The following is a 12,135-nucleotide window of genomic DNA, read 5'->3' as shown; positions in this document are numbered from 1 at the left end:
CGGAAACAGGGGCGGTTTCGTTACGGCGGCAGCCTTCGCGCAGCGGCAAGGTCCACACCGGGAACGGCGCTTCACCAGTGCGCTAAAGGCATGGCGGGGGGCGCGGTGTGTTCCCTTCCGCTGCGGGCGGTTGCTGCTGCGGGTCAGTAGTTTTCGGCCAGCAGTTCGAAATGGGCTTTCGGATGGGCGCAGGCGGGGCACAGCTCCAGGGCGGCGGGCCCTTCGTGGAGGTAGCCGCAGTTACGGCATCTCCAGACCACCGGCTCGTCCCGCCGGAACACCCGGTCGTTCTCGATATTGGCCAAAAGGGCCCGGAAGCGTTTTTCATGCTGTTTTTCGGCAACGGCGATGGCCGTGAACACGGCGGCCAGCGCCGGGAAGCCCTCTTCCTTGGCAATGGCGGCGAATTCGGGGTACATCTCCGTCTGCTCGTGGTTCTCCCCCTGGGCGGAGGCCAGCAGGTTTTCCGCGGTGGTGCCGATCACACCGGCCGGGAAAGCGGCGGTGATCTCCACATCGCCCCCCTCCAGGAACTTGAACAGCCGCTTGGCGTGCTCCTTCTCCTGATTGGCCGTTTCCTCGAAGATCTCGGCGATCTGCACGTAGCCGTCCTTTTTCGCCTGGGCGGCAAAATAGGTGTAGCGGTTGCGGGCCTGGCTTTCGCCGGCGAATGCGGTGAGGATGTTTTTCTCGGTGCGGCTTCCTTTCAATGTCATCTGTCCTGTTCCTTTCTGTGGTTGGTGTGGGTTCCTTCGGAGGAATGCTGCGGGCAATTTCGGCGTTTATGGATGAAGCGGGAAACTCCGGGGCAAGCAGGAACGGTTCCGGTCTGTCCGGCAAAAGACACTAGGACGTGCGGCACTGCCGGCACAGCCCGTAATACTCGAAACGCATGTCGTGGGGGGCAAAGCCGGTGTCGCGCTCCACCACCTCGGGCGGTACGGGCGCGGCGTCGGCAAAGTCCTCGATCCTTCCGCAATTGGTGCAGATCAGGTTGAGATGGCTGGCCGTGTCCATATCATACCGGTTGTCCATGGTTTCGAACTCCAGCTCCCTGATCAGCCGGTGCTTTTTGAGGAGGGCCAGGGTATAGTACACCGTGGACAGGCTTATGTTGGGGTACTTCTCCCGCGCCTTCTTGAAGATGGTCAGGGCGGAAGGATGGCTTCTGTCGCGGGTAAGCACGCCTATGATCTCAAGGCGCTGGGAGGTCAGTTTCAACCCCCTGTCCCTGAGCCCCTGGATAATGCTTTTTTTGATCTGTTCCCGTTTGATGGCCTGCCCCTAATCAGGAATCATTCCTAGCGAAGAGACAATACGTTCTTGCGGGCTGTCTGTCAAGGGGCAAAATAAACGGGGCGGGTCGGCGCAACGGGAGCGCTTCCGCTGCCGGCCCCCGGGCATGCGGGCAGCCGGGGGGAGCCGGGCTACATGATGAGCCGGGCAAAATCGGCCACAGCCGTGATGCGCGCCGGACCGTGGCCGACGAAATCCCCATCGAGCTGGATCGGCTTCGTTCCCCGCAGTTCGATCTCGGTGGCGGTGAGCCAGGTAATGGCCGTATCCGGCATCGGCCGCCCCAGGAAGAGGTTGCGGGCAATCGCCAGGTATCCCCGCCTGTCGGCCTTCGTAACGCAGGCGATTTCAAAGCCGCTGCGGAACAGGCTGCTGCCGGGCGAAAGCCTGAAGTTCCCCCCATAGCGCGAGGCGTTGCACACCACCGCGGTGTGGCAGAGGCAGCACTTCCCGTCCGCGACGATCTCCTGCATACCCCGGTCCCACCCAAGCGCCGCCCTGAAAGCCGACAGGGCATAGGCCCCCTGTTTCAGCACCCGCTTTTCCCCCGCCCTGACACCGCCCACCACGGCGCCGTCCAGACCGCTGCCCGCCATGAGGGCGAAATAGCGGCGGCCCGCGTCAAACTCCAGGAGCCCCGTCGCCAGCGGCCCGGTCTTGCCTGCGCATATCCGGGCGATGCCGTCCGCAAGGGAGGCGATCCCCAGTTCGGCGGCCAGGACGTTGGACGTGCCCAGGGGGAGTACCGCCAGGGTTGCCGGTCCGGGGCCGAGCCCGTTCAAGACGGCGTTGAACGTGCCGTCTCCGGCGGCAACGATGATGAAGGGATGTTCGCGCACCCGGCGGATGGCCTGGCAGCAGGGGTACGCCTCGGCGGGGTTCCTGACCGGATGGATGATCGGCGGCAGACCGGCACGCGTGAGGCTGTGAACCACCTGCGCGATGCGCCGGCGGCTGAAACTGCCGGAAGCGGGGTTGATGATCAGAAACGTGGTGGGCATGGGTCCGGACGTTCCGCTGCCGGCCACAGCGGCGGGCAGCATACCTTTGGCAGAGTGAGGACGGCCTCCCGGGCGGGCACCGTCCATGGAGTTGCCCCAGCATCATACCAGGGTTTCAGGTTATATCCAGACGTAAATGTGCGAGGGGGTGCCCGGCAACCCGCCGCGTCAGCAGAGACCCGCGGCGATGGAGGTGTCGGTGGCGATGCCCGGGTTGTCGGGCAGGGCCAGGGGGCGGTGGCAGGCGCCGCAGTAGGCGCCGGTGTGCAGCCGCGCCCAGAGGACGAGATTTTCCGTGTCGCACCAATCGCAACACCAGTAGTAATAGTCTTCATCGGGGCGAATTTTCATGGCGATGCTCCTTTGCATGTTTATGGCAATCTACTTACCTGCGGATTGTTACGGTCAGGTGGAAAAAGGATAACATGTGGGCAACTTTGCGGCGCAGCCGGCCGGGAAAGGGCGGGGGCTTGCAGAGCGCGGCCCGGGGAGATACAATAAATCCAGAAGGGGGAAAATGCCATGAAGACGAATCAATACGACCAGGTCTGCTACTGGACCGAGCAGCGCGAAGAACACGTGCCCCTCCGCAACCTGAAGAATGGGCAACTCGGCTATTCGTTCGGCTGCACCTACGCCGGCGAAACCATTCAGGTGCGGCTTGAAAACGGCGAACTGGATTCGTGGGAACGCAGGGAATGCTCCGAGGTCACCCACTGAACACACCGTCAGTACCCATGGGGGCCTGCCGCACGGCAGGCCCCTTTCGCGGCCTCTTCGCCGACCGGCTTGACCGAGATGGGTAGGCGTATATTTATATGTGGATTTTAATGTAACCTTGTTCTATATTGTTGTTTATACAGAAACGCCGCCATGACGCATTTCCCTTATAACACCGTAATTGTTATCAGTTTTTACCGTGAAGCCGGCAGACGGGAGGAGATACGGATGAGTGCGATGGAACTGCGGAAGTTCGTAGCGCCCGAGATCATCTTCGGTACCGGTGCCATTGAGCGGGCCGGCCAGTACGCTGCCCTGTACGGCGCCCGCAAGGCCCTCGTGGTTTCGGACCCCGGCGTGATGGCGGCCGGGTGGACCGAACGCGTGCTGGCGGCGCTCAACGATGCGGGTGTCTGCCACGTGCTCTTCTCGGGGGTTTCGCCGAATCCGCGCACCGAAGAGGTCATGTCCGGCGCCGAAGTGCACCGAAGCGCGGCTTGCGACCTGATCGTGGCGGTGGGGGGCGGCAGCCCGCTGGATTGCGCCAAGGGTATCGGCATCGTGGTGTCCAACCGGGGAAACATCCTTGATTACGAGGGGATCGACAGGATTCCGGTTCCCATGCCGCCGCTGCTCTGCATCCCCACCACCGCCGGAACGTCGGCCGACGTTTCCCAGTTCGCCATCATTTCCGACCGGGTGCGCCTCACCAAGATCGCGATCATCAGCAAGGCGGTGGTCCCGGACGTGGCCATCATCGACCCCCAGACCCTGACCACCATGGACGCCTACCTCACCGCGTGCACCGGCATGGATGCCCTGGTGCACGCCATCGAGGCCTACGTTTCCAACGCCCATTCCCCCCTCACCGACAACCACGCCCTCCAGGCGATCCGCCTGATCGCGCGCCACCTGCTTGCCTCCATCGCCGCGCCGGACGATCTGGACCACCGCAGCCAGATGATGCTGGGGAGCCTTGAGGCCGGGCTGGCCTTCTCCAACGCCAGCCTGGGCGCGGTGCACGCCATGGCACACAGCCTGGGGGGGCGTCTTGACCTGCCCCACGGTGAGTGCAATGCCATGCTGCTCGAACACGTCATTTCCTACAACTTCGCCGAGGCCGGGGACCGTTACCGCGATGTGGGGCAGGCACTCGGCCTCGATACCGGGAGCATGGACCGAGGGGAGTGCCGGGCGGCGCTGTTCGCCGAGGTGCACCGGCTGCGCACGGCAGCGGGCATCTCCGGGGGGTTGGGGGACCGGGGCGTACGGAGCGGCGACCTGGGTGACCTGGCGGCCAACGCGCTGCGGGACGCCTGCATGGTCACCAACCCGCGACGCCCCAGCCAGCGGGATATCGAAGTCATCTACGAAGAGGCGTTCTGATGGATCCGGATTGGCAACAACAGCGCGATGCCGTCATCGGCCTGGGCAGCATGTCGGGGCGCAAGAGTTTTTTCCCCGAACTGCAGCACAAGATAGAGGAGCTCGAGGAAAACCGCGAGCTTTTGGCCAACGTCATCGACTCCATCCCCAACCCGGTTTTCCACAAGAACCTGGACGGGGTCTATCTCAACTGCAATGCGGCCTTTGCCCGCTACCTGGGGTTCTCCAAGGAGGAGATCATCGGCCGTACGGCATACGACCTGGCGCCCCGGGAACTGGCCGACACCTACCGTCGCGCCGACCTTGAGCTGCTGGCCCTGGGAGGGACCCAGGTCTACGAGGCCGCCCTCCGCCACGGCGACGGGACGCTGCATGACGTGGTGTTCTACAAGTCCCTGATCCTGCGCGCAAACGGCACGGTACGCGGCCTGGTCGGCGTGATTCTCGACATCACCGAGCTGAAGCGGGCCGAGAAGGCCCTGCGGGAGAGCGAGGAGCGTTTTCGCGCCATCTTCGACCTGATCGGCGACGCCGTATTCATCCACGACCTGGAGAGCGGGGCGATCCTGGAAGTGAACCAGACCATGTGCGACCTGTTCGGCTATAGCCGCGAAGAGGCCAGCCGGCTCGACGTGGAGGCCATCAGCGCCGGCGAGCCCCCCTATTCCCAGGCCGAGGCCATGGCATGGATGCGGCGGGCGGCAGCGGGGGAACCGCAGGTATTCGAATGGCTGGGCAAACGCAAGAACGGCGAGCTGTTCTGGCTGGAGATCAACATACGCCGCGCCATGCTCGGCGCCGCCGAACGGCTGATCGTGGCGGGGCGGGACATCAGCGACCGCAAGCAGGCGGAGGCTGAGAAGAAGATTCTGTCCGAGCAGCTGTCCCAGGCCCAGAAGATCGAATCCGTCGGCCGGCTGGCGGGCGGAATCGCCCACGACTTCAACAACCTGCTGACTCCCATCATCGTGTACGTCCAGCTCCTGATGCGGGACTTGTCGGACAACGAGCGGGCCAGCTCGCGCCTGGGGCAGATCATGCTGGCCGCATCCAGGGCCAAGGAGCTGACCCAGCAGCTTCTCAGCTTCGGCCGGAAACAGCGGCTGACCATGCGGGTTCTTGACCTGAATACGGTCATTGCGGATTTTTCCGGCATTCTGCGCAGGACCATCCGGGAGAGCGTGGAGATCAGCCTGCACCTCGCCCCGGAGCTGCCCAGCATCCGCGCCGACCGGACCCAGGTGGAGCAGATCCTGATGAACCTGGCCATCAACGCCCAGGACGCCATTGAAAAAAACGGCACCATAACCATCGAAACCGCCATGGTGATGCTTGACGAAGGTTATGCCCGGCACCACGCCGGCATCGTTTCGGGCTGGCATGCCATGCTGTCCGTGACCGACACCGGGCACGGCATGACCCCGGAAACCCAGGAAAAGATCTTCGAGCCGTTTTTCACCACCAAGGAAAGCGGCCTCGGCACCGGCCTGGGGCTGGCAACGGTCTACGGGCTCGTCAAACAGCACAATGGGAGCATCTGGGTCTACAGCGAGCCGGGGCGGGGTACGGTCTTCAAGATCTACTTCCCCCTGGCCGGGCGCGCCCCCGACCAGGAGTCGGCGCCCGTGCCGGGCGTGCTGGCGACAGGACAGGGAAGGGGCGTCATCCTGTTGGCCGAGGACAACGAGATGGTGCGCGATATGGCCTCTGAGCTCTTGAAGGAGGACGGATATGCCGTCCTTGTGGCGGAGAGCCCCGAAGTGGCCCTGAAGCTGACCGGGGAGCAGCACATCGATCTGCTGCTGAGCGACGTGGTCATGCCCAGGATGAGCGGTCCCGAACTCTACGCCCGGCTGGCGGTGGCCCAGCCCGGCCTGAGGGTGCTCTACATGTCGGGCTATACCGACAATGTGATCGTCAACCACGGCCTGTTCGACGAAGAGCGCAACTTCATCCAGAAGCCCTTCTCCGCGGACGCGCTGTTGGCAAAGGTCAGGGAGCTTTTGTCCTAGCGCTCCGCGCCGGTGCCGCGGGGAGTAACGGCGAGCTGGTGCGGCCGGTGTGGCAGGGGCGGCATCAAGGTGCCGCAACGACGGCACCGGCCCCGAAAGGCGGGGGTGCGACTACGAACCGGGCGCCCGGGACAGCGGGTTCCCCGGGCGGGCCAACTGCCGGAGGGCCCGGTAGCACCCGCGGGGCGTACCGTCGAAGGTCAGCACCGGGCAACCGAGGCGCCCCCGCACCTCATCCAGGGACACGTCGTCCAGGAACAGCCCCTCCCCCTCCTTGAGCATCACGTCCGGCACCAGGAGCCCCGCGCCGATCTCCACCCCCGCGAGCGCCGCCATGATGTCGTTGCCCGCCACCAGGCCGCTGACCGTCACGCTTTCCCCGAACAGGCGGTTTTCCACCGCCACCGGCACAATCCGGGCCCCGGTCCGCTCCCCCAGCCGCGACAGGAACTCTCCCACGAAGCCCACGGCCGAGACGCCGGTCACCACCGTAACCCGCAGGTCGCCCACCGGCCGGGCCGTCCGCAGCACCTGGGCGGCATCCCGCAGGAACAGCGGCACCATGCCGACCCCGTTCTCTATCTGGGGCAGGTCGCCGTACTCCCGCAGCGGCGGGAACGGGACGCCTCCCTTGAGATAAAACTCGTCGGCCAGGAAGAGGAACGGTTCGCCCAGGCGTTTTTTCAGAGCCGTGGCCCGCGGCCCCCAGGCGGTGACGAAAGCGCGGGCATAGTCGGCGTCCGCCGGCGTGAGCCGGGGCAGGCGCCCGCGGTGGCGGGTCAATCCCAGCGGCACCACGGCCAGGGACTGCACCGCCGGGTAGAGTTCCGCCAGGTCGCCCACGGTCCGTTCCAACTCGGGACCGTCGTTGAGGCCGGGACAGAGCACCACCTGGGTGTGCATGCCGATGCGCCCGGCGGCCAACTCCCGCAACTGGTCGAGGATGGGGGGGATGCCCGGCCGGCCCAGCAACTGTTCGCGCAACGCCGGGTTGGTGGCGTGAACGGAGATGTACAGGGGCGAGAGGCGCTGTTCGATGATGCGGGCCAGTTCGGCTCCTTTCAGGTTGGCCAGGGTGACGTAGTTGCCGTTGAGGAAGGAGAGGCGGTAGTCCTCGTCCTTGACGTAGAGCGGCTTGCGCAGCCCCCGGGGGAGTTGGTGGACAAAGCAGAAGACGCAGTTGTTGCGGCAGCGGGCTGGCTCCGGGGCCGGAAAGGTGAGCCCCAACGGCTCCCCCGGCTCCCGTTCGATGGCAAGCTCCCACACCTCGCCGTCCGGCTTGGCGACCTCCAGCAGCAGTTCGTCGTCGGCGGCGGTGTAGTAGCTGTAATCGATGATGTCCCGCAGGGGATGGTGGTTGACCGCCAGCAGCCGGTCCCCCGGCTCCACCCCCATCTCCCCGCCGATGGAGCCGGGCGCGACCGCTTCGATGACAAGCCCGTTCATCGCCCCTCCCGGTAAAAGTCGGATTCGCGGTACCAGGCGGCCAGCGAGCGCAGGAACACCTGTAGCACGGCGGTGACCGGCACGGCCAGCAGCATCCCCATGAGGCCGAATATCTGCCCCCCGATCAAAAGCGCGATGATGGCCACCAGGGGGTGCAGGCCGACCGTGTCCCCCACCACCCGGGGGGTGATGACCGCCCCTTCAAGGGCCTGGACCAGGCCGAACCACCCCAGGCAGAGCAGGGGGTGGAGGATGTCGTGGAATTTGAGCAGCGCCATGACGACCGACAGGCAGATGCCGATGATGGTGCCCACGTAGGGGATGATGAAGGTGATGCCGGCCAGGGTGCCGATGGCGACGGCCAGGTCGATGCCGATGAAATACAGGCCGATGCTGTAGAGTACCGCCAGGATGGCGCAGACCGAAAGTTGGCCGCGGATGAACCCGCCCAGCACCGTGTCGATTTCCCCAAGCCTTTCGTTGTAGGCGTGCTGGTGGCGCTCGGGGACGAACGACTGAACGAACGCTTTCAGCCGGGGGAGGTCGGCCAGCAGGTAGAAGAGATAGACCGGGATGATGAAGTAGCCCAACAGCGCCAGGACAAAGGAGATCGTGGAGGAAAACGCCTCCCGGAGGAGACTCAGCAGCGGCTTGACGATGTCCGGCGCAACGCTGCGGGCTTGGGCCAGGGCGTCATTCAGGCGCAGGGAGAGCTTGTCCGGGGTCTCGACCCCCAGGTACGACTTGACCGCCGCCGGGGTGATCTCGTAGAGGTGCTGGGCGTAGGCGGGCAGATTGAGCTGCATGCTGGAGAATTCCCTGCCAAGGGATACCACGAAGAACACGGCGATGCCGACGCAGACAACCAGCGCGGCGAAGAAGACGACCAGGATGCTGGGGATGCGCCCCATCCCCTTGCGCTCCAGAAAGAGCACCGCCGGGTTGAGCATGTAGGCGAGGGCAAAGGCGATGAACAGCTGCAGGAATACGGAGGCCGAGAAATAGAGGATGACCGCCGCCAGGGCCGCAAGCAGCAGGGCCGTTGCGAGGAGGATCTTGGTACTCTTGTTCATGGGAACCTGATTCATGGGGCCGTCTCCGGGGCCGCAACGTCCCCGGAGACGGCTGAACTGGTCATTGGTGCAGCCGGAAGGCGCCGTCGGCCGAGGTGATGGTGGAGATGGCGTGCTTGTAGATCAGGATGTCGCCGTTGTAATCCAGCAGCACCGAGAAGTTGTCGAATGACTTGATATGTCCTTCCAGCTTATCGCCCGACATCATGGTGACAACCACGCGGACACGCTCCTTACGGGCCTGATTGAGGTACTGGTCCTGAATGTTGAAGGGTGCTTTTGCCATGAGGGGCGTTCCTCCTGTTATTCAAAAAAATTCAATAGCATGCCGTAAAATAGTAGCAAACTTTCCCGGATATTCAAACCATAATATGTCCGGGTCGGCATTGAACCATGTCAATTGGCGTTTGGCATAGCGGCGCGTGTCCCGCTTCATGATCCACACGGCCTCGTCCAGGCCGCATTCCCCGGCCAGATACGCGGCCGTTTCCTTGTAGCCGATGGCCCGCATGGCTTTCGACTGGCGGTCATATCCCCGGGCCAGGAGCCCCCCCACCTCCGCCACCAACCCCGCCGCCAGCATCTGGTCCACCCGGGCCTCGATACGCCGGTACAGCTCCTGGCGGTCGACGCGGATGCCGATCTGGAGGCTGTCGTAACGCTGGGTGCCGAAGGCGTGCTCCTGCTGATGGCGGGAGAGGGGGACGCCGGTCAGGCGGTGCACCTCCAGGGCGCGGATGATGCGCACCAGGTTGTTGGGGTGCATGCGCGCCGCCGACTCCGGGTCCACCTGGCGCAACTGTTCCAGCATGGCCTCGTTGCCCAGGTGCGCCGCCTCTTCCTGCAGCGCCCTCCTGATGGCGCCCGCGCCGCTGGGGGAATCCACCAGCCCCTTGAGCAGGGCACGGATGTAGAGCCCGGTGCCGCCGACCACAATGACCCGCTTGCCGCGGCCGGTTATGTCGCGGATGGCCGCGTCGGCCGCCTCGGCAAAATCGGCCGCTGAAAAAAGCCGGTCCGGTTCCGCCACGTCGATCAGGTGGTGGGGCACGCCGGCACGCTGCTCCGGCGACGGCTTGGCGGTGCCGATATCCAGGCCGCGATAGACCTGCATGGAGTCGGCGTTGACGATCTCGCCATCCACTTCTCGGGCCAGGCGCAGGGCCAGCTCGCTCTTGCCCGAGGCGGTGGGGCCGACGACCACCAGCAGTTTTGGTTTGCCCGATACGCTCATGTCACCTGTACGCCCTTAATTGCCGTTCCCGGACCGGATTCCATAAGGGACGGTAACTTCCTGTAAGCACTATAGCAATCATTAAATGGGTTTTCATGTGATTTTTTTGGTGTTATATTCGGCCACAATTCGTGCACAATTCTGTCACAATCTGCCGCAATCGATCAAAGCTCCCCAATACTCCCGTGCAATCTCACATGCTTCTATAAATGAAGGAGGATGTATGTGGCTCAAGAATCTCTCGATCGGCGCAAAACTCATCATGTCATTCCTGCTGGTCCTGCTGCTCACGGTCTTTTTGGGCATCTTCATGATCGGCAGGCTGAACCTGGTCCGCACCAGTGCCGAGGACGTGGCCCAAAAGCAGGTGCCGGGCATCCTCTCCGTAGCCCGCATCAGCGATCTCTTCGGCAGTCTCCGGCGGGGAGAGTTGCTGATGGTCGTCTCCAACAACCCGGAAGACATCGACAAATACATCAAACGCAACCAGGAAACCGCCGAGAAGCTCAGGAAGGAGCAGGCGGCCTATGAGAAGATGATCGACACCGACGAGGAACGCAAACTCTACGGCGAGTTCACCAAGGCGTTGCAACTGTACCTGGCCGAGACCCCCAAAGTAGCCGAAATGGCCCTGCAGAACAAGGATATCGAGGCCGGGGAACTGATCCGGGGGGCATCGAGCAAGTATTTCAACCAGGCGCTCAAGGCCCTGGATGCCACGGTGGAGAATCAGGCGAAACAGACCACGACGGAGAGCCGCGGCATGGCGACCATCAGCTCCGCTGCCCGCACCTGGGTCATGATCGCCCTGGCGGTCTGCATCGCCATCGGCCTGCTCGAGGCGGTCATCCTGGCGCGCCTGTTCAGCGCCCCCCTGCGCAGCCTGGCCCACAAGGCGGACCAGATCGCCTCCGGTGACCTGGGAGTCGAAATCGAATTGGACTCCCGGGACGAGATCGGCCAGTTGAGCGCCGCCTTCGGCGCCATGGTGAAAAACCTGCGGGAACTTATCGGCAAGGTCATGGAGACCGCGGCACACCTATCGTCGGCCGCCGCCCAGGTCAGCGCCACGGCCACGCAGATGTCCACCGGCACCGAAGAGGTTGCCGCCCAGGCCGCAACCGTCGCCACCGCCAGCGAAGAGATGGCGGCCACCTCCTCGGATATCGCCAACAACTGTCACATGGCCGCCGGGGGGGCACAACAGGCCGCAGCCACGACGAGCAAGGGGTTCGAGGTCGTCAAGAACACGGTGGACGGCATCCGCCAGCGGGGTGACGGCACCCGCGCCAACGCCAGGATCGTCGAGTCGCTGGGAGAGCGCTCGGACCAGATCGGGGCCATTGTGGCCACCATCGAGGACATCGCCGACCAGACCAACCTCCTGGCCTTGAACGCGGCCATCGAAGCGGCCCGTGCCGGCGAACAGGGGCGCGGCTTCGCGGTGGTCGCCGACGAGGTGCGCGCCCTGGCGGAGCGCACCACCCGCGCCACCAAGGAGATCGGCGACATGATCAAGGCGATCCAGGGGCAGACCAAGGAGGCCATCGTCTCCATGGAGGAGGGGGTCAAGGGCACCGAGCGGGGAGCCGCCGAGGCCGCCCAGCTGGAAACGGCCCTGAACGAGATCCTGGAACAGGTCAACGCCGTCACCATGCAGGTCAGCCAGATCGCCACGGCCGCCGAGGAACAGACCGCCACGACCAGCGAGATCACCAACAATATCCACATGATCACCCAGGTGGTGCACGATACTTCCCGCGGCGCCCAGGAATCGGCCGCCGCAGCCTCGCAGATGGCGCAGCAGGCGGAGCACCTCCAGACCCTGGTACGGCAGTTCAGGCTGTGATCGCCGGCTCCGCCCGGGCGGAGCCGCTCAGCCACGGGAACGGCCGCAGACAAGCCCCCCGGCAAACGCGCACCCGCGCTGCTTGCCGGGGGTTTTTCGTTCGCCCTTCCCGAGCATC

12 protein-coding genes are annotated in these 12,135 nt (G+C 64.4%); 4 read left to right on the top strand and 8 right to left on the bottom strand.

The window, feature by feature from the left end; translation table 11 throughout:
* Positions 1-143: 143 nt before the first annotated feature.
* The 4 genes from rbr to FO488_RS02440 form a co-directional block, all read right to left on the bottom strand.
* On the bottom strand, positions 144-716 hold the full coding sequence (gene rbr, locus FO488_RS02455) for a rubrerythrin (RefSeq protein ID WP_149209076.1): 573 nt from the start codon (positions 714-716) through the stop codon (positions 144-146).
* Between the two features lie 130 nt (positions 717-846).
* On the bottom strand, positions 847-1,221 hold the full coding sequence (locus tag FO488_RS02450; RefSeq protein ID WP_168205842.1) for a Fur family transcriptional regulator: 375 nt from the start codon (positions 1,219-1,221) through the stop codon (positions 847-849).
* A 206-nt stretch (positions 1,222-1,427) separates the two neighbouring features.
* Positions 1,428-2,297, bottom strand: a complete 870-nt coding sequence (locus FO488_RS02445; RefSeq protein ID WP_149209074.1) for a diacylglycerol kinase family protein — start codon at positions 2,295-2,297, stop codon at positions 1,428-1,430.
* Between the two features lie 168 nt (positions 2,298-2,465).
* Complete coding sequence (locus FO488_RS02440; protein ID WP_149209073.1) at positions 2,466-2,648, bottom strand: hypothetical protein; 183 nt, start codon at positions 2,646-2,648, stop codon at positions 2,466-2,468.
* Positions 2,649-2,819: 171 nt separating this feature from the next.
* On the opposite strand from FO488_RS02440, the gene FO488_RS02435 reads away from it, so the two are divergent.
* The 3 genes from FO488_RS02435 (at position 2,820) to FO488_RS02425 (ending at position 6,415) form a co-directional block, all read left to right on the top strand.
* Entirely contained in the window at positions 2,820-3,017 is a 198-nt protein-coding gene (locus FO488_RS02435; RefSeq protein ID WP_149209072.1) for a hypothetical protein, read from the top strand.
* A 228-nt stretch (positions 3,018-3,245) separates the two neighbouring features.
* Positions 3,246-4,403 (top strand): alcohol dehydrogenase-like regulatory protein ErcA, encoded by a 1,158-nt coding sequence (ercA, locus tag FO488_RS02430; protein ID WP_149209071.1) that lies wholly within the window; start codon positions 3,246-3,248, stop codon positions 4,401-4,403.
* Positions 4,403-6,415, top strand: coding sequence for a PAS domain-containing sensor histidine kinase (locus tag FO488_RS02425; RefSeq protein WP_149209070.1), 2,013 nt, complete (start codon positions 4,403-4,405; stop codon positions 6,413-6,415). Before ercA ends, FO488_RS02425 begins: the two co-directional genes overlap by 1 nt.
* A gap of 111 nt (positions 6,416-6,526) precedes the next feature.
* Here the strand turns inward: FO488_RS02425 and FO488_RS02420 are convergent, their stop codons facing one another.
* From FO488_RS02420 to miaA, 4 genes are read right to left on the bottom strand one after another with little or no spacing between them, the layout of a single operon-like run.
* Positions 6,527-7,861: a DUF512 domain-containing protein gene (locus FO488_RS02420; RefSeq protein WP_149209069.1), complete on the bottom strand. Its 1,335-nt coding sequence runs from the start codon at positions 7,859-7,861 to the stop codon at positions 6,527-6,529.
* On the bottom strand, positions 7,858-8,949 hold the full coding sequence (locus tag FO488_RS02415) for an AI-2E family transporter (protein ID WP_240732138.1): 1,092 nt from the start codon (positions 8,947-8,949) through the stop codon (positions 7,858-7,860). Before FO488_RS02415 ends, FO488_RS02420 begins: the two co-directional genes overlap by 4 nt.
* Before the next feature lie 46 nt (positions 8,950-8,995).
* Positions 8,996-9,220: an RNA chaperone Hfq gene (hfq, locus tag FO488_RS02410; RefSeq protein ID WP_149209068.1), complete on the bottom strand. Its 225-nt coding sequence runs from the start codon at positions 9,218-9,220 to the stop codon at positions 8,996-8,998.
* A 21-nt stretch (positions 9,221-9,241) separates the two neighbouring features.
* Entirely contained in the window at positions 9,242-10,168 is a 927-nt protein-coding gene (gene miaA / locus FO488_RS02405) for a tRNA (adenosine(37)-N6)-dimethylallyltransferase MiaA (protein ID WP_149209067.1), read from the bottom strand.
* Positions 10,169-10,391: 223 nt separating this feature from the next.
* Here miaA and FO488_RS02400 point away from each other — a divergent pair, with 223 nt between their 5' ends.
* Positions 10,392-12,017, top strand: a complete 1,626-nt coding sequence (locus tag FO488_RS02400; protein WP_149209066.1) for a methyl-accepting chemotaxis protein — start codon at positions 10,392-10,394, stop codon at positions 12,015-12,017.
* Positions 12,018-12,135: the final 118 nt, after the last annotated feature.

This window comes from Geobacter sp. FeAm09, from assembly GCF_008330225.1.
Lineage (GTDB): Bacteria > Desulfobacterota > Desulfuromonadia > Geobacterales > Pseudopelobacteraceae > Oryzomonas.
The sequence above is the reverse complement of the archived record's forward strand: the minus strand, read 5'-3'. Positions and strand labels throughout refer to the sequence as shown.